18 protein-coding genes and 1 pseudogene are annotated in these 24,873 nt (G+C 68.1%); 9 read left to right on the forward strand and 10 right to left on the reverse strand.

The features are described from left to right. The first annotated feature begins 595 nt into the window (after positions 1–595). Positions 596–1,717, forward strand: a complete 1,122-nt coding sequence (locus tag HED23_RS17105; protein ID WP_203184254.1) for a cation diffusion facilitator family transporter — start codon at positions 596–598, stop codon at positions 1,715–1,717. An 82-nt stretch (positions 1,718–1,799) separates the two neighbouring features. Here the strand turns inward: HED23_RS17105 and HED23_RS17110 are convergent, their stop codons facing one another. Then, positions 1,800–2,246, reverse strand: coding sequence for a TIGR03618 family F420-dependent PPOX class oxidoreductase (locus tag HED23_RS17110; RefSeq protein WP_203184255.1), 447 nt, complete (start codon positions 2,244–2,246; stop codon positions 1,800–1,802). A gap of 338 nt (positions 2,247–2,584) precedes the next feature. Between HED23_RS17110 and HED23_RS17115 the strand changes: the two genes are divergently transcribed. Then, positions 2,585–4,066, forward strand: a complete 1,482-nt coding sequence (locus tag HED23_RS17115; RefSeq protein WP_203184256.1) for a hypothetical protein — start codon at positions 2,585–2,587, stop codon at positions 4,064–4,066. 165 nt (positions 4,067–4,231) lie between these two features. Here the strand turns inward: HED23_RS17115 and HED23_RS17120 are convergent, their stop codons facing one another. Beyond that, positions 4,232–4,855, reverse strand: a complete 624-nt coding sequence (locus HED23_RS17120; RefSeq protein ID WP_203184257.1) for a hypothetical protein — start codon at positions 4,853–4,855, stop codon at positions 4,232–4,234. A gap of 369 nt (positions 4,856–5,224) precedes the next feature. Here HED23_RS17120 and HED23_RS17125 point away from each other — a divergent pair, with 369 nt between their 5' ends. Continuing rightward, the gene (locus tag HED23_RS17125) at positions 5,225–5,782 is read left to right on the forward strand and encodes a hypothetical protein (protein ID WP_203184258.1); all 558 of its coding nucleotides are present in this window, start codon (positions 5,225–5,227) and stop codon (positions 5,780–5,782) included. 14 nt (positions 5,783–5,796) lie between these two features. On the opposite strand, the gene HED23_RS17130 is transcribed toward HED23_RS17125, so the two are convergent. The 3 genes from HED23_RS17130 to HED23_RS17140 all read right to left on the reverse strand — a co-directional run bounded on the left by HED23_RS17130 (position 5,797) and on the right by HED23_RS17140 (position 10,392). Beyond that, positions 5,797–6,656, reverse strand: a protein-coding gene (locus HED23_RS17130; RefSeq protein ID WP_203184259.1) for an IS5 family transposase whose coding sequence is annotated in 2 segments (ribosomal slippage) — positions 5,797–6,305 and positions 6,305–6,656 — 861 coding nt in all. Because the reading frame shifts where the segments join, the coding sequence is not laid out codon by codon here. Positions 6,657–7,050: 394 nt separating this feature from the next. Further along, complete coding sequence (locus tag HED23_RS35710) at positions 7,051–9,408, reverse strand: FhaA domain-containing protein (protein ID WP_274383029.1); 2,358 nt, start codon at positions 9,406–9,408, stop codon at positions 7,051–7,053. A gap of 609 nt (positions 9,409–10,017) precedes the next feature. Further along, positions 10,018–10,392, reverse strand: a complete 375-nt coding sequence (locus HED23_RS17140) for a MerR family transcriptional regulator (protein WP_203187529.1) — start codon at positions 10,390–10,392, stop codon at positions 10,018–10,020. Between the two features lie 61 nt (positions 10,393–10,453). Between HED23_RS17140 and HED23_RS17145 the strand changes: the two are divergent. The 3 genes and pseudogenes from HED23_RS17145 to HED23_RS17155 all read left to right on the forward strand — a co-directional run bounded on the left by HED23_RS17145 (position 10,454) and on the right by HED23_RS17155 (position 14,169). Then, a pseudogene (locus tag HED23_RS17145) lies at positions 10,454–11,543 on the forward strand (alkene reductase). A 500-nt stretch (positions 11,544–12,043) separates the two neighbouring features. Next, positions 12,044–12,631 (forward strand): ABC transporter ATP-binding protein, encoded by a 588-nt coding sequence (locus tag HED23_RS17150; protein WP_238442008.1) that lies wholly within the window; start codon positions 12,044–12,046, stop codon positions 12,629–12,631. Continuing rightward, complete coding sequence (locus HED23_RS17155; protein WP_203184261.1) at positions 12,628–14,169, forward strand: hypothetical protein; 1,542 nt, start codon at positions 12,628–12,630, stop codon at positions 14,167–14,169. Before HED23_RS17150 ends, HED23_RS17155 begins: the two co-directional genes overlap by 4 nt. A 902-nt stretch (positions 14,170–15,071) precedes the next feature. On the opposite strand, the gene HED23_RS17160 is transcribed toward HED23_RS17155, so the two are convergent. Continuing rightward, complete coding sequence (locus HED23_RS17160) at positions 15,072–15,275, reverse strand: cold-shock protein (protein WP_014158060.1); 204 nt, start codon at positions 15,273–15,275, stop codon at positions 15,072–15,074. Positions 15,276–16,654: 1,379 nt separating this feature from the next. Between HED23_RS17160 and HED23_RS17165 the strand changes: the two genes are divergently transcribed. Beyond that, complete coding sequence (locus HED23_RS17165; RefSeq protein ID WP_203184262.1) at positions 16,655–17,266, forward strand: hypothetical protein; 612 nt, start codon at positions 16,655–16,657, stop codon at positions 17,264–17,266. A gap of 424 nt (positions 17,267–17,690) precedes the next feature. Continuing rightward, positions 17,691–18,902, forward strand: coding sequence for an MFS transporter (locus HED23_RS17170; protein WP_203184263.1), 1,212 nt, complete (start codon positions 17,691–17,693; stop codon positions 18,900–18,902). 224 nt (positions 18,903–19,126) lie between these two features. Here HED23_RS17170 and HED23_RS17175 read toward each other — a convergent pair whose 3' ends face one another. Beyond that, positions 19,127–20,200 carry a glycerophosphodiester phosphodiesterase family protein gene (locus HED23_RS17175; RefSeq protein WP_203184264.1) on the reverse strand — a complete coding sequence of 358 codons (1,074 nt, stop codon included), beginning with the start codon at positions 20,198–20,200 and terminating at the stop codon, positions 19,127–19,129. Positions 20,201–20,724: 524 nt separating this feature from the next. Here HED23_RS17175 and HED23_RS17180 point away from each other — a divergent pair. Next, positions 20,725–21,618 carry a TIGR03620 family F420-dependent LLM class oxidoreductase gene (locus tag HED23_RS17180; RefSeq protein ID WP_203184265.1) on the forward strand — a complete coding sequence of 298 codons (894 nt, stop codon included), beginning with the start codon at positions 20,725–20,727 and terminating at the stop codon, positions 21,616–21,618. A gap of 512 nt (positions 21,619–22,130) precedes the next feature. On the opposite strand, the gene HED23_RS17185 is transcribed toward HED23_RS17180, so the two are convergent. From HED23_RS17185 to HED23_RS17195, 3 genes are all read right to left on the reverse strand, one after another. Continuing rightward, complete coding sequence (locus tag HED23_RS17185) at positions 22,131–22,562, reverse strand: hypothetical protein (RefSeq protein ID WP_203184266.1); 432 nt, start codon at positions 22,560–22,562, stop codon at positions 22,131–22,133. A gap of 263 nt (positions 22,563–22,825) precedes the next feature. Next, a complete protein-coding gene (locus HED23_RS17190) occupies positions 22,826–23,671 on the reverse strand; it encodes a GNAT family N-acetyltransferase (RefSeq protein ID WP_203184267.1) in 846 nt (281 codons plus the stop codon). A gap of 475 nt (positions 23,672–24,146) precedes the next feature. Beyond that, positions 24,147–24,812 (reverse strand): maleylpyruvate isomerase family mycothiol-dependent enzyme, encoded by a 666-nt coding sequence (locus HED23_RS17195; protein WP_203184268.1) that lies wholly within the window; start codon positions 24,810–24,812, stop codon positions 24,147–24,149. Positions 24,813–24,873: the final 61 nt, after the last annotated feature.

A 24,873-nucleotide genomic window follows, 5' to 3' on the forward strand; every position in this document is an offset into this window, starting at 1 on the left:
GCTGTGTCCCGCCCCTGGGCGGTGGGGGACACCGTGTGCAGAGGTCGGCAGGCATGCCTACCACCGGGCCTCCGTCGGCAGCACGGCATCGCGATCTGCGGTGTCCGACGAATGAGCGCGTCCAGGCGTTGCAGCTGCTGCGAGGACTCACTACGATCCTGGACCGCCCCGGAAAGTCCAGCAAGTGCTGCTGCGCGCGCCGGAAGGCGGATCGGCCGCCCGTGGCCGGTGCGCGTCCTCGCCGAGCCAGGCATCACCGGCCACGTCCGGCCTGCCGCCGAAGCCCGAGCCGCCTGGGGAAGGCGGCCCTCCCGTGGGTGAGCGCGGCAGCGCAAGTCGCTCGAACCGCAGGCGCCCCTGCGGAACGCTCCGTGCCCCAGAGAACGCCCGTATGTGCTGCCCACTCCGAGCCCGCCGCACCGAATCGAAGGCTCGCTCACACAGAACTTCAGTCGCGCAGGGAACGTGCACGGCAGGCTGACCTGGGAATCGGGAACAAGACGCCTCGAAGGCGCTGTTGCGGGCACATCGCACCTGGTCACAGAGCGTATGACGGTAGTAGCTGCAATCCGATTCGTGCGTCATGGTGACCTGCATGGAGGGGAATCGGCACACTCATGCGCACGAGCACCACGGTCACGAGCACCACGGTCACGACCACCGCGACGCCGTCCATCGTGATCACGGGCTCTCGCGTGGAGCACGTCTACGGCATCAGCTCGCACACCTGGTCAGGCCCCACAGCCACGAGGCCGCCGACAAGGTCGACGCGGCGATGGAGACGTCCCGGGAAGGAATGCGCACGCTGTCGATCTCGCTGGTGGTGCTGGGCGTCACCACCGTCGTCCAAGCGGTGATTGTCGCCCTGTCGGGGTCAGTGGCCTTGCTGGGTGACACGATCCACAATGCGGCGGATGCGCTCACCGCCGTCCCTCTGGGCATCGCGTTCCACCTCGGCCGACGGGCGGCGAACAGGCGCTACACCTACGGCTACGGCCGGGCCGAGGACCTGGCGGGCATCTTCATCGTCGCCACGATCGCCGCTTCAGCGGCCCTGGCCGCCTACGCGGCTGTCGATCGGTTGATCGACCCCCGCGACGTCACTCACCTGTGGACCGTGTCCGGTGCCGCGCTCGTCGGCTTCGTCGGCAACGAGTGGGTGGCCCGGTACCGCATTCGCACCGGACGTCGTATCGGTTCCGCAGCCCTGGTCGCCGATGGTCTGCACGCACGGACCGACGGATTCACCTCGCTGGCCGTTCTGCTGGGTGCGGGCGGCGTAGCACTCGGCTGGCGCGCGGCCGACCCGGTCGTCGGACTGCTCATCACCCTCGCCATCCTGCTGGTCCTCAAGAATGCGGCCCGCGAGGTCTGTCGGCGTCTGATGGACTCCGTCGCTCCCGGCCTCGTCGACGCCGCTCACACCGCTCTCCAGGGTGTCGACGGCGTCCTCGGCACGGGCCAGGTGCGGATGCGGTGGATCGGCCACGCGCTGCGCGCCGAAGCGGACATCATCGTGGACCCTCAGTTGACCGTCGTGGGGGCCCACCGCATCGCGGTCGCCGCCGAACATGCCCTCATCCATGCCGTGCCCCGGCTGACCGCAGCGACCGTGCACACCGACCACGCACCCGTGGAAGGTGATCCGCACGCCGCCCTCCACCACCACGCCGTACGGCCCGCGCGAACGGCTCGGCTGACGGACAGCGGCCCCTGAAAGGGACACGGGGTCGGTGCACTCCGGTACCGGCGGCCCGCGATCCGGCCCTCCCGGGTAAAACAGGTCCTGCGAAGGCCCGTCACGGTGAGGGAACGGGGCCTCCGGGCCGGAATCGCTCGACCCCGACGACGTGCCGCACCTTGACAGGGCGCACGATCACCGCGACCCGCCGCTCCCCCGGCATGACCCATTCGAAGCGCTCGACACCCAGGTACTTCCTGGCCAGCCGGTCCATCCGGTCGTGAGCCTCTTCGCCCTCGATGAAGCGGACCACTTCGCCGCTGATCTGAACTCGATCGAAGGGATCGGCGGCATCCGCGTGCGAGAGATAGACGCGGGGGTCGCGGCGCAGATTCTCTTCCTTCACCCGGCCAACCGAGGTGTTGAAGGACAGCTCGGTCTCCCCCTCGAGGTCGACCCACATCGGACTGACCTGCGGTGCTCCGTCGGCGAACACGGTACCGACGTACCAGATATGAGGGCCTCGCAGGCGCGCACGGACAGCATCGTCGAAGGTCGCAGTCATCTTTCGAGGCTACCAATCATGATCGGCGCGGCCGCTCAGGGACGTGGGTTGCGACAGGTGGGACCGCCGGCGGGATCCCCGTACACGCCTTCCGTCTCTGGCGGCCCGGCACTTCGGCAGTGGCCCGGCCGGACTGATCATCGCCGAGCTGTTCCGGCTACAGGGCAAGCCCGTCACCGCCCGGCCGGCCATCGACAACCACACAGGAGGTTTGAGGTTTTGTTACGAATTCTCCAGAGAGTCACGTCAACAATGGCCTCTGTAAGGTCAGTTCGACGATCGATGCGAATAGGGCCCCTCCGGCACACCCCGTTCGACGCACCTGGGAAGATCACTGCATGGCGTACGGGGGCGATCAGCTGACACAGGTGGCGTTCGGGGTGTCGGAAGCGACGGAGGCGGATCGCTCCGAAGCGCTGCGGCTGCTCGGAGCCGACACCGCCCTGCACGAACACTGGATCGCAGGGCTCGCGATGAACAGCGCGGCGCCGGACGGGGTACTGCGGCGTGTGTTCACGGTGGACCCGCTGCCCGACGCCCGCCACCTGCTCGCCTATCGCAAGCTGTCGCCCGGGGCGGTGAGAGCCGCCGCCGCACACCCAGACCCCTGGGTCCGGCGGATCCTCGCCGAGAATCCGCACCTGCCGCCTGCTGCGCTCGCCGTACTGGCCGAGGACACGGACCCCAGAGTGCGACGTATCGCGGTGATGACGGCCTGCGAGTACGAAGTCGCACTGCCCGCAGAGCTGACCCTGAGGCTCGCCACCGATCCTGACGCCCGGATGCGGTGGTGGGCCACCGGACTGGCCGGCCTGCCGGACGGGACCGCGCTGGCACTGGCCGAGGATCCTGACCCGCTTGTCCGGGCAGCTTCCATCGGGTCCTGGAGCTGGCCCAGGCTGCGTCCGGAGGTTCGCGCGGCAGCAGAGGCGGACCCCGATCCCCACGTGCGCAAGGCGGTCGCACGGGCCGCTCACGTCGCCGTCCCCCTGCCCACGACGGTCGAGGGCTTCCTCTCCGAAACCGACGAACGCCGCCGCCGTGACGCTGCGTTCACGGCTCCCGTCGACGCGGCCCTGGCCGCTTTCCTCGTGACCCACGAGGACAGTTCTCTGCGTCACGGAGCCGCCCACAACCCTCAGGTCCCCAAGGCGCTCGCCCTCACACTCACCGCCGACCCCGAGCCCTCCGTCCGACTCGCCGTCTCCCTCCGCCCGGATTTGACCGAGAAGCAGCGGGCGGCGATCGACTACAGCGTCCCCCCGGGCCGCCAACCGGTGCCCGCCTGGGTGAGGGAACGATTCGGCGACCAGAATGCGCTGAGGGAGATCGCAGCCTCCAGCCATGCCGTACTACGCCGGGCCGTCACCTGCGCACCTGCGCTGCCGGCAGACGTCGTCGAGCGGTTGGCGGCCGACGACGACTACTACGTCAGGCTGATGCTCTGCGAGAACGAAGACGCCCCGCACGAGCTGCTCGTGGAGATGTTCGCCGACTGGAACGGGCTGAGCTGGGGCGCGTTGGCGTTTCACCGCAACTTCCCGCGCCCCGGCCTGGCCCGTTTCGCGGAGAACCCCAACTACCGGCTGCGGTATGCGGCCATGTTCGACCCGCAGGCCGAACCTGACCTCGTCGAACGGCTCTCGCACGACACGGCGGATCTGGTGCGCCGCCACGCAGCGGCCGACCCGCGACTTCCGCTCTCAAGACTCGTAGGCCTGCTGGGCGCGGACGGGACGCCACGGGCGGCCGCCGGCAACCCCACGCTGCCCGCGGCGCTCATGCACCAGATGCTCGACGTCGCGGGCGTCGGGCACTGAGAGCTGCCGCGCGTGGGCTGTGTGGTGACGTCCCCGTCATGGCGAGGGTGTGACAACGCGCGCGAACCGTAAGGGCCCCTCCCAGCATCCCCCTGTCTTTACCGGCCTCCGAACGCCCTGTGTGGCCCAGCCGTATGCAGCTCAGGCAGCAGGAAACCGTAACGTTCACGCAGAAGTCCGCCGGGTGGGCTGAGCATGCTCCAGGAGGAACTCGGTGGCCCGCGCGATGGCCTCGGTGGAATTGGCGTGGACGGCCTCGGACTCTTCCTCCTGCTGGTCCGCAGCGATGGCCGCGTACCACCATGCGTCAGCATCAGGTTCGTGGTGAATGACCGCTGTACCGCCTGCGTAGCGAAGCGGGATGGACTCGCTGGCGGACTTCTTCGCAACCGCGTAAGGCCACTTGAGTCGAGCCGACTGGCGCTTGATGCCGCCCCAGGCCGCTCCCAGTTGGGCATAGCTCGCCCCACCGCGACCGGCCACGGTCGCAGCGCTCTCCGCCAGCCGGTCCACGGACTGCTTGGCCTCGTACAGTGCCCGTAGCAGCGCCAGCTGAACATCGGGCGCAGCCATGAGCGCGCTGTCGAAGGGCTTACCGACGGCGTGATAAGCCAGCGCCCGCGTCGAGATCCCTTCGGTCAGTGCGCGGACCGCGGCGAGCACTCTGTCGTCCATGGTGAACGCGTCGTCCTCGGTGGGCTCGCTCCAGGCGGGCTCCACCTGAGTCGCGACGGTGGTCCAGAAGTTCTCGTCGTTCTTGTCAGGGGTCGGGATTGCCGAATCATCCATGCGACAAACATAACTGCCAAGAATCATTTCGACAAGATATTTTGTCAGCCTGCGCCATCGACAGCTTACCCTGTCGATACTGTCGGTGGGCGCGTTCCGGGGCGCATGGACCGCATCCGGGCCGCCGCACCCAGCCAGGCCGGATGGAACACGCTCATCCAGCGGAGCTGGATTCACGGCACCACGCAGGAAATCGAAGTCCGCGAACTGCCCTGACACCAAGCGTCAGTGCACCCATGGTCAGGCTGGCACCACACCACCAGCCCCGTGACGGCTAGGGCCTGTCTCTTGGAGTGAGGTGCGCAGGGTGCTGCATGCTGGATCGATAATCTGTGTTGGCGTTGGCGGCATGGTGCGAAACTTCGGGCCATGAACTCACCCGAGCTCAGTGACCTGGACTATCTCCGGGAGATCGAGCGCCTCGCCAACCGCGTCAGCGTGGAGGCGTCCAACGAAGGATGGCTCTCCCTCCAGGCAGATCCGGATGAGGCGACACGGCTCCAGCGCAGCGTGCGCGCGCTTGCGCGGGCTCTGCGCCATTACCACTTCGAGGATGACGGCTGCCTTGGCGAGGACCGGCCTCTGGTCCGCCTCGTCGGCGCCTCGGTGTTGAAGCCCGGGGCGATGCCGGCCGGGGTGGAGGAGGCGTACGAAGAGGTGTGTGCACGGATCGGCGTCGACCCCAGGCCGGAGGGCTGGGCCTTGTGGAACACCTGGAGCGGCGGGGACCTGAAGGTGACCATGGTGGTGTCCGCAGTCGAGACGACCGAGGGGCTGTTCGAGAACTGGGCGCGCGGGAGGGCACGCGATCCGTTGTCACCGCTGCCCTCCCAGATCGCCCTCGTGCGCCAGGGATGGATAGGGCCGATGACCTTCTCACCTCGCGGAGTCGGCCGGGCTGGCCTTGGCGGTCGGCCACTGTCCTAGGCTCTGGCCCGTAGTCAGGACCGTGTCCATATGTGAATCGCGGCGAGGTGCAGTGCGGCCTGGTAGGCCATGGCGAGCTTGTCCGTTCGCATGGCCAGACCCCGCCACTGCTTGAGGCGATTGATGCATCGTTCAACGGCATTGCGCTGCTTGTATGTCTCGGCGTTGAAGCCGGGCGGGCGACCACCAGCGCGTCCTCGCCGCAGCCGGTGACCGACCTGGTCGGCAGGCTGTGGGATCACGGCACGGATGCCTCGCCGCCGGAGATGCTCACGGATTGCGCGGGATGAGTACGCGCGGTCCGCTAGGACGGCGTCCGGCCGGGTCCGCGGCCTTCCGTGCCTGCTTCGCGGAACACGGATGCTGGCCATGACGGCCTCGAAGGCCGGCGCGTCGCCCGCCTGGCCCGCGGTGACGTGGAGGGCCAGGGGGCGTGCTTGGCTATCGCTGGCGAGATGGACCTTCGTGCTCAGGCCGCCGCGGGAACGACCAAGACCATGGTCTTCGGGCTCAGCCCGATCTGGCGCCCCCTTTTTCTGGCTCCGGCGGCGTGCTGGTGGGCCCGGCAGACGGTGGAGTCCACTGATACGGTCCAGCCGATGTCAGCAGCCTCGTCGGCCGCTGCCTGGAACGCAGAGAGGATCCGTTCCCAGGTCCCATCTGCGGCCCACCTCAGCAGCCGTTTGTGAGCGGTCTGGAACGGGCCCAGCTCAACTGGCAGGTCCCGCCAAGGCGAGCCGGTGCGGTACTTCCACACGATGGCTTCCAGGGTTCGCCGATGGTCGGCCCATCGCCGACCGCGAACCGGGTCGGCTGGCATCAGCGGCTTGATCCGGCTCCACATCGCATCAGTGATCACTAATCGGATGGACATGTCCGATCAACCGACGAGCAAATCAAGGAGACACGCTCTAGGCGCGGGACCCCGCTCGAAGCAGACCGATCCTGACGCATCCCCGGCCTGACACCATGAGCCCCCCTGTGCACGCAGTCGAGGTCTCCAGGCACTCGTTCACCCGGACCTCGGCGCGGCGGGATACGGAGGCGCTCGGCACACAGGGAATCGTCGTCACACTTCGGCCGACAGTCGCTCGGTACCACCAGTAGTGGCCGCCACCCGGGAAGCCGGGGGCGGCCGCTGCCAGAAGGGCGGAGCGCCTGCCCGACCGCACGCGCCGGTCGCGGCGACGGGTCGGCTGGCAGCGGCCGTCCGGTGGCATCTCGGTCCACCGCCGCAGGCCGCATATACGTGCTCGGGGGGACAGGGGTCAGCCCCAGACAGGAGCCGAGAAGACGCTGGCCGAGTTGTACCCCGAGTGCGGGAGCGCGGGCCAGCCGACGGGCTCGGGCTGGGTACGGTGGAAGTCCGCGGCAACGAGCGTCGCCAGGTTGAAGTACGCCTCGCGGGTCTGCGACTTCATCTTGGCAAGGTCGACCTCCGCCCCTGCGGAGAGGTGCTCGTCGAAGGGGACCACCACCACACCCCGGCAGCGAGCACGGAAGTGGGCCACCACATCGTTCAGCTTGACGGTCTTGCTGGTCTTGCGCGCTTCGGACACGACGGTGATGCTCCGTTGGACGAGGTCCGCGTAACCGTGCGCGTTGAGCCAGTCCAAGGTGGTGCTCGCGCTGGCAGCACCGTCGACGCTGGAGGTGGCGACGACGATCAGCTGATCGGCGAGGGCCAGGACACCGCCCATGGCACTGTGGAGCAGACCGGTGCCGGAGTCCGTGAGGATGATCGGGTAGTGCTGCCCGAGGCAGCCGACGACCTTACGGTAGTCCTCGTCGTTGAACGCCGTGGAGAGTGCGGGGTCCACATCGTTGGCGAGAACCTCCAGGCCGCTCGGGGACTGCGACGTGTAGCGGCGTACTGCCATGTAGTTGGGAAGATTCGGCAGATCGGCCACCAGGTCACGGATGGTCGCGCTCGTCTCACGGCGCACCCGGCGGCTGAGTGTGCCGGCATCCGGGTTGGCGTCGATCGCCACGACCCGGTCCTGCCGTTCGGTGGCGAGCATCGAGCCCAGAGCAGTCGTGGTGGTGGTCTTGCCGACCCCTCCCTTCAGGCTGATGACAGCGATCTTGTAGCAGTCCATCACCGGGGTACGCAGAACGGACAGCTTCTGCTGTCGTACGCGTTCGGCGCCCCTACCACCGATGCGCAGCTTCCTGAAGCTGCCGCGGACACCGGCCTTGTTGCGCAGGAGGCGGTCGGACGAGAGCTCGACCGATGAGCTCTGCCCCAGCGTGGTGGCATGCCCTGCACGGTCGAATGCCGCTGAGGCATAGGCCGTCGCCGCACGGTGGATGGCCGGTGGAGCGTCGGCGAACCGTGGCGGCTGTGCCGCCCCGGCGTAGGGGAATGACGGAGGGGCTCCACCTGGGCTGTGAGCAGCGGAGACGCCGGCAGAAGCATGCGGTCCGAACTCACCGGACACGATCTCGTCGGCCGGCCTCGCCAAAGGCCGGGACTCCCTCGACGCGGAGACCTGGGGCTCGCTCGCGGCATAGCGATCCGGCGGCCGGTGGCCTGCAAAGGCGTCCGGCCTGCCCTCTCCCCCATCAGGTGCAGGGCTGCCGGTGCTGATGTCACGGTCATTCGTCATACTGTTCGGTCCTTTCGATGATCTCGAAGAGCTCTTGGGGGCAGCGTCGGCGCGTCGGCGAGAGGATGCTTCCACCACCGATCTACCGTGTTCTTCTGGATGGCGAGGCGCTTCCGCGCGGGGGCGGTCCTCGGCATCGGGCACAAACAGCCGCGGCTGGCCGGCGGGGAGGCGTTTCTGGACCTCGGAAACGAGACCCTTCGGCCGGTCGGAGCCTGCCGCGGGACCATCTGGAGGCCGGTCCCCGAGCCTGTAGAGGTGGGTGGACGGTCCGTGCCCGGGCGGAAGCAGCTCGGGCGCGTCAGCACCTTTCGTCCCGGGCTCCTTCATGCTGACAAGCTGCGACGGCTTGGCAACCGGCCGCAGTCCTCTTCGGACCAGCATGCCGTTGCTGTCGACCGTCAGTTCATGCTCTATGAACTGCTCGACGGTCAGTACCTGCTTCCCCCCGATCACGGACCGTGGCGGTTGTCTCCAGGTCATGGCCTCTCCGTGGCCGCCCCACTCACGCGCAGCCATCGCACGCTTCTCGGCGGCTTCCATCGCCTGCTGGACCTTCGGAGGGATTTCGATCCGGCTCCTCACCCGGTACCGCCCGGTCTCCAAGTCGTCCGCGCACTGGAGCTGGACCTTCAGAGGACCTACGAAGGAGTAGAGCTGCGACTCTGCGTAGTCACGTACCTTCTCGACGAGTTCCTCGCCGAGCATGACAAGGCATGTGCTGTGCAGCGCGTGATCATCGGTGTTGAGTTCGATGACGAAGCTGTTGGGCGCAACAGTGCGGTCGTGACTCCAGATCCTGGCATTGACGTCACACTCGCGCCGGAGTGCGCCGACGAACTCCAAGGGCTGCACCGCGGACTTGAAGGCTTTGGCGAAGGCGCCGTTGACCCAGGCCTCGAAGCGCTGCTCCAGCTTGTTCAGCGTTCCCACGGTCAGCCTTCCAGTACGGATCGCCCGCCATTTGAGCGAATATGCGTTCACCGACTGGGTCTTTCTAGCCAGATTTCGCCCCATACTGCGGTGTGTCGCCCCGATTCACTCGATCGTCCCCTCAGTCGCCCGCTTCGGCCGATCCCCGGGCCGACAGGCGGTACGAAGGCCCGATTCCTGGGGGGTCCGGACACTTGTGGGTACGACGAGGCGGACATGATCTGCGCGTGCTCTGCCGGACGGATCGCACCGCGCAACCGGCATCGGACCGGTCCGGGACAGGCCCGGCCCGGATCCGCAGCCGACCGCCACACGAGTTCGGAACAGCGGGTCTCCGCACTCCGCCTTCCATGCCCAGCTCCTGAACTTCCCCGAGCGAGGGCCCGGAGGAACCATCAAACTTCCGCGCATGCCGGGTTCGATACCGGGCGACAGATGCGCCCGAGCGAGCGCCGAGCCGCTCCCCCGCATCGGCCACGCTCTGCTACGCCGCCTCCCGACCGTGATGGCCGGCGCCGGGAAGAGCCTGCGCCCTCTGGCCCGGCGTGGGTTTCCGCGAGGCGGGGAGACGGATCGCGCCTGCGGAGCAAGCCCCGCAGACCGTCCAGGCGACGCGTCACCGGCCCCGCAGGACGCGACGGCGCACCCCGCCGACGGGAGAGATGCCGATCGTGCCCGGATGCCCGAAGGCCTCTACGGCGCCTTGTTCTGCGGCTGTGAGGCGCTCTCGATCACCGTGTCCAACAAAGAGCGGGAACGCTGCAGATCCTCGATCATTCGGTCGATCCGGGCCCGCTCCACCGTCAGCTCGCCCACCAGGTACGCGTCCGCCGTTTCGGCGGGCCCGCCGTCGCTGTCACGCATGCAGGACAGCAGCTTTGCGATCTTCGAGCTGCACAGCCCCGCGGCGTACAGCTCCTGGATCCGCCGGACCCTGGCCACGGCGCCCTCGGCATACTCCCGATGGCCCCCCGGAGTCCGATCCGCCGAGAGCAGGCTCTCCTTCTCGTAGTAGCGCAAGGAGCGCTCGCTCACGCCCGTGCGACGGGCCAGCTCACCGATGCGCATGACGCAGATCACACCATTCCTGCTTGATTCTGACATCGGCGTCAACTTCTACGCTAACCGCATGAGCAACGAAACGAGCACCGCCCTCCTCCTGGCTCCCACCCGCCTCGGGACACACGAACTGGCGAATCGCCTGGTCATGGCGCCCATGACCCGCAACCGCGCCGAAGCCGACGGAACCGCCACCCCGCTGATGGCCGAGTACTACGTCCAGCGTGCGTCGGCCGGACTGATCATCGCCGAGGCATCTACTCCCAACAAGGTCGGCCAGACCTACCCGAACATCACCGCCCTGCACACCGATGCCCAACCGCCGGATGGCGCCAGGTCACCAAGGCCGTCCAGGCCGCAGGGGGCGGCCCGATGCTTCTGCAGATCCAGCACGGAGGACGCGCCGGTCACCCCGACAACAGCGGCCTCACCCCCATCGCCCCCTCGCCGATCCCGCTGCCCGAGCCGATCCACACCCCAGCCGGCCGCCAAGAAGCCGTTGCCCCGCGCGAGATGACGACAGCAGACATCCGGCAGACCGTCCGCGACTTCGCCGCCGCGGTCCCGCCATCGACGCGGGGTTCGCCGGGGTCGAGGTCCACAGCGCCAACGGCTACCTGCTCCACCAATTCCTCGCGCCCAACACCAACCACCGCACCGACAGCTACGGCGGCAGCGTCGCCGGCCGCATCCGCTTCACGACCGAGGTGCTCGACGCCGTCGCCGACGCGATCGGCCCCGACCGGACCGGACTGCGCATCTCCCCGGGCAACACCGTCAACGGCATCAGCGACACCGACGCCGACGAGCTCTACCCGGCGCTCGTCGAGGCCAACGCGGGCAAGAATCTCGCCTACCTCCACATCGCGTTCGCCGACCCTGCCCAGCCTCTCTTCGGTCGGCTGCGCAGTATCTGGTCCGGTGCCCTCATCGCCAATCCGGTCCTGCCGGCCGACCAGATCCCGGCCGACGGTGGCCAGGAAGCCGCCACACGCCTTCTGACCGCCGGGGCCGACCTCATCGCCCTGGGGCGCCCCTTCCTCGCCAACCCTGATCTCGTCGAGCGCCTGCGCACCGGAGCCCCGGTCAACGCCGTCCGCGGCAGGTACGCCATATACACCGGCTACACGGACTACCCCCCCTACAACCACAACGCCTGATGCCACTGACCGTTTGCCCGGCGCATCACGGCCTGCCGGTCGGCCGCCTGGGCCCGCCCCCGCGGGACTCATCGTGGTCGTGAGCGGCTGGGGGTGACGCCAGGGCTCCGGGTGCCAGGTGGTGCGGGGCCGTTCCGACTCTTGGGCGGGCCTTCAAGATGCCGCGGGCTCCTCCGCCGGACCGGATCGGCCAGCGTACGAATCACTGCTGGTACGGGCGTTGACGCCTCCGGCCCGTCTGGCTGCGCCGCGTACTCCATGTCGATCCGCCCAAGAGGTAGTGCAAGGGCTGAGATCCGACTCCCGTAACGTTACCCGCCGGCCCTCATCGACATGATGGCGACGACACGGGCAGGTGGCGTCCCGCAGGCGTGGGTGGGGGAGACAGCTGTTTTGCCGGAGCTACCGGGAAGTTGTGACTGATGACATGGACGGCCCGGCGTGGTTCCGGAACCGATGTCGGAGTTCCTGTTGTCTCGGCGGCCGGCGCCACGGTCACAGTGGGCGACAGCACGTTGCTCGCACCCACGACGTTCGCTGTGGGGCCGGGCGAGTTCTGGTGTGTCACCGGCAGCAACGGCTCGGGGAAGACCACTCTCCTTCGTGCGTTCGTGGGCAGTCGGAGTCTGACGGCCGGTTCGTGTTCGGTGATGGGCGAACCCGCAGATATGTCGCGCCCCCTGCACAGGCGTGTCGTGGCTTCGCTCGTCGAACAGATACCTGTCGCGCGCGATATGACGCTGCGCGAGCAAGTGACGCTGGTCGCCGCCTCCTGGTACGGCAATTCCCCGGAAACCACCGAACGCGCCGACCGGGTCTTCGAGCGGCTGGGACTGTCATCGCTGTACGAACGGTTTCCCCATCAGGTCTCGTCCGGGCAGTTACAGCTCTTCGGCCTCGCGATGACGTTGGTCCGTCCAGCTGATGTCGTACTGCTCGACGAGCCCGAACGGCACCTCGACAGCCACCACGTCGGCCTGGTGGCCGCGCTGCTCACCGAGCGTGCCGAGAAGGGAACGGCATTCCTGGTAGCCACGCATGAGACCGCTCTGGTGGAAGCGAGCGACGGTCGCGTGGAGTTGGGATGACGACGCACAGCATGGCGGAAGCGGACTCCGACGCCGAGGCTCGCGTGCGCGCTGTACGGCACCGGTACGCCCGTCGTGGCAACCGTGCCACTGTGCGCGGCCGCGCGTTCACCGCCTATCTCGTCACTCTGTTCGCCCTCTTCTACCTGGTGCCCGTCGTACATGCCGCAAGTACATCGCCGGCGCTTGTCCCCTTGGGGTCGCCGGCCCGGGCGACACCCATGGCATGCGCACTCGCGGTGGCCGCGTGCTGGGGTGCCCAACTAGCCGGCCGTTTCTGGGGGCCGCTGGTTATGCAGCCCTTCTTGCTGCACGTGTTCATGTCCACGGACGTGTCCCCTGCCTGCTACCTCGGAACGATCGCCAGGCGCCGACTGGCCTACGCGAGCACGGCCGTGTTCCTGTCTGCGTGCACAGCGGCGTACCTCACGACCGACCTGTTCGATCAACCCGACACCGCCCTGCAGGGTCTCGCGGTCGCGGCGGGCCTCAGTGCCGTCGCGGCGGTGGCCTGGCTGTGGGGCCAGGTCCGAGCGGTGCGCGACAATCTCGCGCTCGCTGCGGCGGCGGGCGTCGCGGCGCTCGTCGTGACCGCAGCAGCCAGGGCGGCTCCGGAGGACGAGGGCAGCCTGTGGCTCGCCGCCGGTGCGCCGGCGGCTGCGGCCGCGGTTCTCGGGCGGGCAGCCTTCCGGTCGATCCGGGAGATCGACCTGGCCAGGCTCGCACGCGAGTCGGCACGGGCCTCGCAAGCCCAGACGTACGCGTGGACGGGTACGCTCCACCACGCGCTCGATCTGTACCGGCCGGAGCCACGCGGGCTCACCTCGACTCTGATCCGTTCGGACGGACGCTTTCGCGGGTATCTCGCGCAGGGTTCGATCAGAGCACTTCGAACGCCCGGTCGCACGATTGCGGCCGTGTCGTTCCTGCTGACCGGCGGAGCCCTCCTGACGTTCGGGACGACCGGCCCGGAAGGCCACCCGGCGTTGCTCTCATGGCTGACCGGAGCGGTTTGCGTGTATCTGGGATCCGGGTGGGTGAGCGAGACCTGGCGGGGGCTGCGCGACGAGTTGACCCTGGCCCCGCTCTTCGGTGAACGGTGGGGTGGAACGCTCGCCCGCACGCTCGCATGGCCTGTCTTCGCCGTGTCGGTCGGAGCGTGCCTGGGAGGTGGCCTTGCTGTCTTGATCCGGTGGCCGCTAGACAGTGGGCCGGTGAACACGGCCCTGCTCGTCGCAGGGTCGATGGTGCTGGTGCTGGGCGCCAGGTTCCTGCGCGAGATGAAGCAGCATCTTCCGCTCGAACTGCTTCTGCCTGTCGTCACGCCGCTCGGAGACCTCTCCGGGCTGGTCGTCATCGCGTGGCAGTTCGACGGAATCGTCGCCGTGGTGATCGGAATCGCCGCGATGAACGCCGTCCCGTCCACGCTCGGGGCGAGCGCGCTTGCGATCGGCATGGCCGCCTGCTGCGTCTGGATGGGGCTGCGTCGGACGGGATGGGCGCACAGGGGTGCGTTCGCCCGCCTGAGCCGGAGGTAGCACAGGTGCGCGGGGCTCTCGGCTCGGCCGTCCTCGATGCGCACTTACCGACGGCGCGTGTCCAGACCCCGCGCGCGTCGGCCAGGCGCGGGAACCATCCGCACGAGGCTGCGGACGACGGTATCGATCACGTCGTCGGAGGGTGCCGAGTCGGAACATCCGGCGTGCGCCGGCGTTGTGTGTCTTTCCGCAGACCGGACTCCGAGCCCACGCACCGAACACTTACCCAGCCTCAGAGGTCCTAACAGAAGCCTCAGATGATGTGACTGTCCGCTTGGATGCTCGTTGGGCTGTTTGTGGGGACGAGAAGTCACGTCCGTGGATCGTCTCGGATGAACTGTGGTCGTCGGTCGAGCCGTTGTCGCCTGTTCCGGCGCCGAAGCCGGTGCCCGGCCGCAGAGAGTTCCTGACCGTCAGGCGCTCTGCGGGATCCTGTTCGTGCTGCATACCTGGATCCGGTGGGAGTACCTGCCGCAGAGGCTGGGCTTCCGTTCGGACGAGGCCGGCGTCCGGGACAGGCTGCACGTATTGCTGCTGGCCAGGGTGCGAGCGGCGGAACAACCCGACCGGTCGTGGGCGGTGATCGACTCCTCCCACGTCCCGGCCGCTCGGCAAGCCCCGGAAGCGGCCCCAGCCCGGTCGACCGCGCACCGCCGGGCAGCAAGCACCATGTCCTCGTCGACGGTCAGCGCATCCCGCGCCGAGGTCGATGGCGCCAAGGCCTCTCTGGGCGGTACCGGCAGTATTGCCATGTGCGGGTCCACCGGAGGCCGAACGCCCGGCGCCCCGTACGGAGCCGGCACACGCCTGCCCCGCTCGCTGCGGACACATGCATCGGCTGATGTCGGCACCAGGCCCTCGGATCGCGCTTACCGGGGCCTGGGCGACCTCGTCCTACCGGGTCAGGCAGTCGTGATGTTCTCCGCCTGCGGACCCTTCTGGCCCTGAGTCACGTCGAAGGTGACGGCCTGGCCCTCCTGCAGCTCCCGGAAGCCGGTGGCGTTGATGGCGGAGTAATGCGCGAAGACGTCCGGCCCGCCGCCGTCCTGCTGGATGAAGCCGAAACCCTTTTCGGCGTTGAACCACTTGACGGTTCCGCTGGCCATGCTGGTGCCTTCCCGTTGATATCCGGACCCGCACCGCGCGGTCCCGGAGATGCCATGGTCCGTACCGGCACAGTAGAACGCCCGCACCGAAGCGCGGGCAGGTACGGCGAACCACGACATCTGGCAGTGACGCTACATGGCGAAACCGGCCCCCACCAGAGAGCAACGACACGATGTGTAGATCCGATGGATTTGACTCACTCCTACGGCACGATTTGCCCGCGGACCGGGCCTGCGTACCGGGGTCCACGGACACCGGTTGCCGGCGCGCGAGCCACCACCGGCCGTCCGTGAACGATCTCCGCTCTCGTGTTGACAGCAGCCCGTCCCGCTGCCGGAAAGCGAAGTGCGGCAGTGGGCGAAGTTCGGAGGCTGGTGATGAGGAGCTCCCCGGCCCGCGTCCCCGGTTCTTCCCCGCACATCGACCCCGTTGATACCTGCACCGACGCGGTACAGGTCGTACACCGGGGTGAGCGGGCGCGTCATCGCTGTGGGACCGAAGGCCCTCTGGTACCTGGGGACAACCTTTGCGGAGGCACTGACCTACGTGGTGGACGGCGACGCCGGCGCCGATCGCCCCCAGAGCGGGCAGCATGGCTCGTCAACGTGTGACCAGGGCCGGCCAACTCCCCTGCACACTGCCTGCGGGGCGCGCGCTCACCCGTAAGTGAGACGATCTGCCTGCGGCTGGTGCGGTCCCGGTGACAGGCGCGCATGCACCGCAGCGGGGCGACGAGGCGGTTCACACTCGTACGAGCAGTCGCTGTGACCAGGCTATATTTCAGTACGGCTTCTCTCGATCGTGGACCTGGTGGCGGGCCTCGACAAAGCCGCAGGCGCCCTCTCCGGCCGACGACCCGTCCGGCAGATCGCAGGACTCACATGCGCACGGTCGGTCTGGCGTGATGGGGCGTCCTCATGGCCGTGTCGGCCTGGGAGGGACAGATGCAGGGTGACTGACCCCGACTCGTACGGCATCCTTACCCATGGCCCCGCGCGACGCAGGCCCAGTGGTCGTCCACCTCCACGGTGGGTTGCGGACATCGGCTGCATTGTGAGCTCGAACGACTGGAGCACGCTGCTGCCCCCTGTGAGGTCAGCCAGGTCCTTCGGATGACCAGGATCCTTCCCGAACACTGCTTGGCCCTTCTTACTCACATGACGACAGGCGTGTACACACAACTTCGCGCCAACACCGCACAGTCGGAGCGGTGTTGAAATCTGCATGTTCGAAAGCAGCAGGCCTCGGCCCCTTGCGATCGAGCTCCGAAGAAGGTCCGCATCTGTGGTAAATCGGCATCCACTGGGGCGTTGCCTTCGTTTGTGGGTAGCATCAGCCGCCCATACGCGTTTGAGTCACAGTGAAAGATGAGGACTGCATGTCCGAAAACATTCCTACATCCGGCATCAGCGCAGACTACGCACAGAGGATCGCGGATGATCTCGCGGCGAACCGGAGCGAACAGGACCGGGCGCGTGCCGAGCTGACCCGCCTGCAGGACGAGCTCATCCGCCTGGAGGAGGGCGAGCAGATCCTGGTCAAGATGCAAGAGGTGCTGGGCAGTACCGGAAAGCCCGTCGCACGCAAGGGCGGCAACCGCAAGGCTGCGGCGTCCGTACCCGCTGCTCGTCGAGCCAAGGGGAAGACCTCCGGGCAGAAGGGACGTGAGGGAGCGAAGACCCGGACTCGCCCCGAGCAGAAGGCTTCCGCGAGCAAGGCTGCATCGCCCAAGGAGGCCGGCGAGCCGACGTGGCGTGAGCTGGTCGCCGGATATCTCGTGGATCAGCGGGAGCCGAAGTCCGCTGCCGAGGTGACCACCGCCCTGGTCGAGGCCCACCCCCAGCGCCCGGCGCAGGTCACCGTCGTGCGCAACACCCTCGAGCACGGAGTCGCACAAGGACTGCTGGAGCGCTCCAAGCAGGGACGCTCCGTCTACTACAGCCCCGTCCCGGCCGCGAAGGGCGCCGAAGTCACCGAGCCCAGCGCGTAATCGAGCTCGGAGAGCGTGAACGACGGGATGTGACGAGGGTGTGCGAGCACCGCGTAACCCGTCGCCGGACCTGTCGGCCTGCCGTCGGCGGGCCTGCGCGAAGGTACACCCGGCCCTCTGACACACCTGGGCACCGGAACGGGTGGCACCGAGCGCGTACTTGATGCGAACCGCCGAGCGAGATCCCTGAGGTGCCGATCGCGCACGCCCTCGGCACCCAGGGCAGCGGCTCCACTCCCCCGCAGGCCACGGGTGGGACGCGTACGGGACCACCGACCACCACCGCTTGGCGCCCAGGTGACCGACTGCCCCTGCCGGGCTGCGAGAGCGCCCGCTTCTGCCGCACCACAACCTGATGCCGCACAAGCATGCCCATGCAGGATTACGAGTGTACGTTCGTACGCTTGGAATATATGGTTCCCGTATGACTGTTGACGCACCGAGCCGGCCCGCCCAGGCCGAACGGCAGGCTCGTGTAGCCGTTGCCGTGCTGTTCTTCACCAACGGGGCACTCTTCGCCAACCTCCTGCCGAGATATCCACAGATCAAAGCCGATCTGGACATGAGCAACGCCGTCTACGGACTCGCCGTCGCGGCCTTCCCGGCGGGGGCCATCGCGGCAGGGCTCGCGGCGGGCGCAGCCATCCGCCGGCTCGGGTCCGCACGGGCGGCGGTGCTGGGCACCCTGTTGACCGGGGCGGGTATTCTCGCTGCGGGTCTGGCCGATTCGGTGGCGCTGTTCGCGGGCGCGTTGTTCCTGGCCGGAGCGATGGACTCTGTCACCGATGTCGCGCAGAACGCCCATGGGCTGCGGGTGCAGCGCCGCTACGGACGGTCCATCATCAATTCCTTCCACGCGATCTGGTCCATCGGGGCCGTAGCCGGGGGGTCCATGGCCGCAGCGGCGATCGCCCTCGGCCTTTCGAGGGGCCAGCACCTGACGATCTCGGCAGTGGTGTTCGCGATCGCGGCATGTGTCGCCCTGCGGTTCTGCTTGACCGGCCCCGAGAGCGAGCCGGCCGCTGTACCCGACGACGACAGCCGTGCGGAGCGGCGCTCTGAGGGTCCCGCGGCGACAGGCCGGCGCACCGTGTACGTGCTGGCCGCCCTGGTCCTCATCGCGACGGCCGGGACTCTCGTCGAGGACGCGGGCAGCTCCTGGGCGACGCTCTATCTCTCCGGCTCGCTGCACGCATCGGTGACACTGGCGGCCTTCGGCTACATCTCCCTGGTGGGAGCCCAGTTCGTCGGGCGCATCATCGGCGACCGGCTAGTCGACCGGTTCGGCCAACGGGCGGTGGCCCGAGCAGGCGGCTTGATCACAGCGGTCGGCATGGGAGTCGCTCTGGCCGTGCCCACGGTGCCCGGCACGATCCTCGGCTTCGCCGCCGCGGGGTTCGGGGTGGCGACGCTGGTGCCCGCAGCCATGCACGAGGCGGACGAACTGCCGGGCCTCAAGCCCGGCTCTGGGCTGGCGATCGTCTCCTGGCTCATGCGCCTGGGTTTCCTGGCCTCGCCTCCAATCGTCGGGCTGATCACCGATGCGACCAGTCTCCGGGCAGGCCTCCTGGTGGTACCGCTGGCCGGGCTGCTCGCGTTCCTGCTCGCCGGAGTGCTGAAGCCACGCCACCGATGAGCAGGCCGGGGCATCTCTTGCGCCTCCCGGCCGGCTGGAGGACGGCCGGGGCGCGGTGAAGGTGAGGTACGGAGACGGTCGCCTCCCGGCGGAGGGCCCCATGGGACTTCTGCCGAACGGTCTCCCCGTGGCCCGCAGCTCGACAACTTCCCGGAGCCCTGTGATCCGTAATCCCGGACCGGGCCGGGGCTCCGGAACCCGCGTTGCGGGGCAGTTGACGGTCGTCAGTGACTCGGCGGACGGTATGAGGCGGGCAGACGCATCCCGCGGGCGGTCATGATGTCCCGCACACGGTCGGGGTAGTCGGTGATGATTCCGTCGACGCCCATGTCCATCAGCGCCTCGATGGTGGCGGGGTCGTCACAGGTCCACGGGACGACCTTCAGCCCGCGTCGGTGAGCATCGTGAATCATCTTCTTGTCGGGGTAGAACCGGAAACCGGGGTCCGCGACGGTACCGCTCTGCGGGAAGCCGTAGTTCGGGGACAGTGTGGTCACACCGGGGACCGCATCAGCGGCCCTGACGAAGTCGCCGTCGTAGTCGTCGGCGTCGATCCCGCCGAGCCAGGGGGAAGCTCCGGGCTTCCCCACCTGGAGGAAGTCATAGTTCGTCAGCGCCACGAGAGGGTAGGACGGTGCGAGCTCGTGCATCTCCTTCAACGCTCCCCAGTCGAAGGACTGGACGGACACCTGCTTCTCGATGCCGGAGCGGCGGATCTCCTCGAAGACACGTCGGACGAAGAGCTCGCGCGGCGCGGTCTGCTCCGGCGCCCCGGCCTCGACCTTCGTCTCGATGTTCAGCCTGACCCGCTCGGCTCTGTAGCTCCTCACCAGGTTGAGGACGTCCCGCAGTTCGACCATGCGAAAGCCCTTGATCTGCTGCTGGTGCGGGAAGCCGGGGAGCTGCTGATACCCGCAGTCCATCCTCTTGATCTGGGCGAGTGTCAGGTCCTTGATGTACTTCCCGACATACGGGTACATCGGGTCGCCCGCCGTCAGCGGACCGGTGTCCTTGCACTTCTGGGCGCTGACCTGCCGGTCGTGAGTCACGACGACTCTCCGGTCCTTGGTCACCTGGGTGTCAAGTTCCAGAGTGCTGACACCCAGGCGTAGTGCTTTGCCGAAGCCCTCGAGAGAACCCTCCGTGGTCAGCCCGAGTCCCCCTCGGTGGGCCTGGAGGTCGAAGGCGGTCCCGCGAACCGGCCGATGCTCGGGCGGAGTCGCTGCCGCCTGTGCAATCGCCGGAAAGGCGAGGGCTGGGAGAAGGGCCAGGCCGGCGACCGCGTGCCTCAGGGACATGTGTGCCTCGTCTGTTGCGTAGGGCTGGACGTCGCGAAGCCAATCCTGAGGGTTCGGCTCACACACAGATCCTCGGCGAGGACACCATGAACTTCCGTGAAACGGTGACTACGAGGTGGCGGCCGGCCTCGGGTCGCGCGTTCCCGCCGACGCCGTCCAGGGCCCTGGAGCGCCGCACTCTGTTCGCCGTCGCCCTGGTCCGCGGATACCACCGTGTTTTCCCCCCCCGAGTTCCGCACGCGTCCTGATGCGGCCGGCGCATCGAATCGCCTCCGCCTTGGCCGGCTGAATACCCGCCCCACCGTGCGCCGAAAAGCCGCCGGCAACCGAGGCACGCATACTGTGGCGTCGAGGAGCGGGAGGGCGGTCCGGGACGGACGTCCTCGCCACACGGCGTGCCCTGCATCTGTGAGGGGCCTCTCCATGGGCCACCCGCCCTCCCGGACGACGCCTCCCCCGGAGCCCGTTCGGATGAACATTCTTCAAGCCGGGAATAGTGCGTGCAGGCCGCTGTTGACCACACCATGACTTCTGAGACGCGTGAGGCATTCGGACGGGTGGGTATCTGGAGCAGTGCCCTGCACGGATCACGGACCGACAGCACGGGCAGACAGGCGATCGCGGAAGCCGTCGCCGAGCTCGAAGAACTGAAGTACGGCACTCTCTGGATCGGCGGCAGTCCCTCGGTCGACGACGCCGCAGCTGTCGTCGCCGCCACCCGCACAGTCACCGTGGCCACCGGCATCCTGAGCATCTGGGACCATCCCGCCGATAAGGTGGCGGCGCGGGTAGCCGGGATCGATGCGACGGCGCGCGGGCGATTCGTCCTCGGCCTGGGCGTCAGCCACGGACCGATGGTGCCGCAGTACGCGAAGCCGTACAGCGCCATGGTCGCCTATCTTGACGCGCTCGACGCCGCTGACCCGCCGCTGGGCTCCGGACGCCGGGTCCTCGCCGCGCTCGGCCCGAAGATGCTGCAGCTCGCCTCCGACCGGACGCTGGGCGCACACCCCTATCTCGTCACCGCCGAACATACTGCTGAGGCACGTACGGCACTCGGCCCCGACGCACTTCTCGCCCCCGAGTTGTCGGTGGTTCTCGACACCGATGTCGAACGGGCTCGCACCACCGCAAGGAACATGCTGGCGATGTACCTCCGGCTTCCCAACTACACGGCGAACTTGCTGCGCCTGGGATTCACGGAGAGCGACTTCGACGGTGGTGGCAGCGTCCGCCTCCTCGACGCCCTCTTCGCCCTGGGCGACGCCGGACGTGTGAAGGACCGGACCCGGGAGTACCTCGACGCCGGCGCCGATCACGTGGCGCTCCAGGTCCTCACCGCCGAGGAGGGGGGCGGAGGCCTGCCGAGGGCCGAATGGCGCGAATTGGCGGAGGCTTTCGCCGACGAGCTCTCCTAGCGCTTCGATGAACAGCCGGACGGCCGCTCTCTCTATGGGCGGCACCGTGCTACGTGCCCGTCCCCTTCCGGACGGTGATCCGCCTCCGGCGACACAGGGCCCTTGCCCTGCCGCCCGGGGTCCGGACACAGGCTCGGAGAAGTCCGATGGACTTCGGCCGCACCACGACGGTCCCAGGCGTTCGCCACGCCTGGGACCCGCCAGTCCACTGGATGGAGGGGGCGTCCAGCCAGTCGTCCAGTTCGTGTGACGTATCGAATGTGGCCTGCACCGCCTCTGGGCAGGCCGTCGGCAACGGGTTACCCGTCGCCGACGGCCTGCCTTTTCCCCGCTGCCGTTCGACCAGATCGGCTTCCTCGACGGGTGCGCGTTCTTCCGGCCGCAGCAAGCCGGGCGCCTGTCGCTGCGCGAACCATCGGTCGGCGAGGACGACAACGCACGACGCGGGGTTCGCTATGAGGCCGCAGTCCTCGTCGTGGCCATCATCAGATGGCTGCGTCCGGCACGCGTCGCTAGAGCTCGTAGTCCTCAGCCAGTTCCTCCCAGCGAATGCTGCGCAGCGCACGATCGGCATCCTCACCCGACGGGACATCCGGGGCGGCCTGGAACCAGGCCACGACGAGAGCGGAGCGGTGCAGCACAGGGTCGAGCCCAGGGGTGACCGCCGTCGAGCCGAAAACACCGATGCAAGTCACCGAAGGCAGCTCCTCGACAGGACCGAAGGCGCCGGAGGTCCGGTCAGGGTACTCACGAGAAGGAGTGACGAGATGGACCGGCACGGAGGGGCGCGCGCGTTCGGCCTGTCGCTGGAGGGCGCTGACCTTCATGTCGTTGATGCGCTTGCACGGATAGCCCTCCAGCATCCCCCCGTAGGTCGAGGACATCCGCAGCTCGGTGAGCTCTATCGAACGACCGGACGAGAGGACTATGCGGCTCAGCGACATACCGGCACCCTACGCGCATGATCAGCATCCGATGCACGCCCAGGCAGCTCCTGCCGAAGGCGCACCGGGCCCCGGTCCTCGAATCACCCGTCGTCAGGCCGTGTCGAAGCGGCCATGGAACGGCGGCCGAGTCATGCCCGAGCAGTGCGGGTTCCGCCGGCGGACAGGACACCCGTGTCTCTTCGAGGTAGGTGTCCGGTACAGGGCAACCCACCTCCTCCGGAGTGATATGAGGGGCTGGTGCCGCGCATGTCGGCGAGCTCTCATCCGAGTTCGATGGTGGTCGCGGCGAAGATGCCGGCCAAGTCGATGTCGGGGGCGTCGCTCGTGTACATCCGGGCACACTCGAAGGTCGGCTCGAGCTCCAGACGCTCCATCAGCCTGACCGCCGCTGTGTTCACGTCGGGCACGTCGAGGGCCACCGGCGCCCCCTCCTGGGCCGCCGACAGACCGTTGAGCAGAGCAAGCGCGATGTCGTCGGAAGCAGCATAGAGAGGGCCCACGCGTGCACCGGACTCGGCAGGGCGCACGACTCCGAAGCCGCTCAACTCACCGTCGCGCAGCGCCACGAGGGCGGTGTGGCCGGGCACTCCCACCCACAAGGAGAGGAAGGCATCACGGCGGGCGGGGAAGAAACGTCGGTCGTAGGACGCCAGCCTGTCGAAGGGGACGGATCCTGCGTCGACCACCGTGATGTCTCCGGCCGGCTCCTCCCCTCCCGGCACTCCCGCATACCGCACATGGGTCCAGGCGGTGCGGAACCCTGACTTGCGGTAGTTGTCCTGCTGGTCGATCACACCGTCGAGACCCACGTTCCGGCCGTCCAGGTGCTTCATGGCCGCCCGCCACGCCTGGATCCCGTAGCCCTGGCCGCGGACAGGGGGCCGCGCGATGTAGAACCCGATGAATCCGAAATCCGTCCCGTAGCGGACGGCGGAGACGGAGGCGACGGGCTCCCCGCCCAGCCGTCCCAGGAAGAACCCGCGAGGGTCGGCCGCGTGGAAAGGGAGATGGTCCAGCTTCCCCGGGTTCCACTGTTCCTCGTCGGCCCATTCCAGGAACCTCGCCATGTCGCGGATGCCCGCGGTCGTGATCTCGTACTCCGCCATGTCCCTCTTCCACTCGGTCAGGGGCGAGGCCGGGCCCCGCCAAGGGCTTGGCTGCCCGTCACCGCCACTCGGAGCATGACAGCCCGCCGACTGCCGGCCACCGCCTGCGGCACGGCGTCGCAGTGGCCCTGAAAACGGACCGGTTCGAGCCGGTGGGGCCCTTCCGCGCCGAAAGGGACATCAGCAACCGCATCCGGTTATTCTTCACCCATTGCGCGTCATGCTCCAAGTCCTCATACATACGGGTGAACAGCCGGAGCAGAGCCCCGAGAAACGCGTTCCGGGCCGCCGGGCCGACCGCATCCCAGGAAAACGCGAAAAGCCGACCCACCGTGTGTGTCCTTGCTGGGACGGACACACACGGCCGTCCGTCATCAATTGCCCGCGAGCGGTCTCGCCCCGGGGAGCGTGCCAGAGCTTCGGCACGCCTCCCGGCCATCTGTGAATCGTCCTCGAAGGGTGTCTCCGATATGCGTCACGCCGTCCCGCAGCGCGCCCGGAGAAGCTCGACTCCGTCTCCTTCCAGGTCCTCCAGACAGGTCGTGCGACCGGTCATGGCCATCACCAATGCCAAGGTGGTGCCGGACACCAGAGGTCCCGAACCAGTCGTGAAGGGACCGTCCTGTGCGACGAGTCGCAGGTCATGGATGCGCCCCTTGGCGAGAACCACGAGGTCCGATCTCCGGTAATAGTCGGCGACCTGCGTGATCGTCCCGACCGGGTAGTCGCGGTGGATGCCCAGCGGACGCCGGATGTCTTCACTGTGCACGACAGTCTCTCCGAGCATGGCGACAGCGGGAAGCGGCGGCTTCGTCGTACTCGGAACGACACGCCGGAAGCCTTCGAGCGTCTCGTCCGGGGACGAGCCCAGGTGTTCGGCGAGCCGCATGGCCACCTGCTTGTCGAAGTCGAACCGGCATCGGATCACGCCTGCCAGCCATCGCACGGAGTTGAGACTCGCCCCCGCGGTGAGATGTGCCAGCACCTCGCGCACCGTCAGTTCACTGCACAGCGACCGTGTCGCCCACTGCCCGTCGGAGAGGCATGCCAGATCTGCCGCCAGGGCTGCCCGCTCGGTGTGGATGAGGGGCCAGATGCCTCTCCGCCGACCGTGGTCCGCCAACCGTGTCGCTTCAGTCATCCAGATGTCTCCCTCACGTCTCGAAACGCCCTCCGCCGCCAGGTCGGGAACACAGGCCGGG

Source organism: Streptomyces pratensis (assembly GCF_016804005.1).
GTDB classification, from domain to species: domain Bacteria; phylum Actinomycetota; class Actinomycetes; order Streptomycetales; family Streptomycetaceae; genus Streptomyces; species Streptomyces pratensis_A.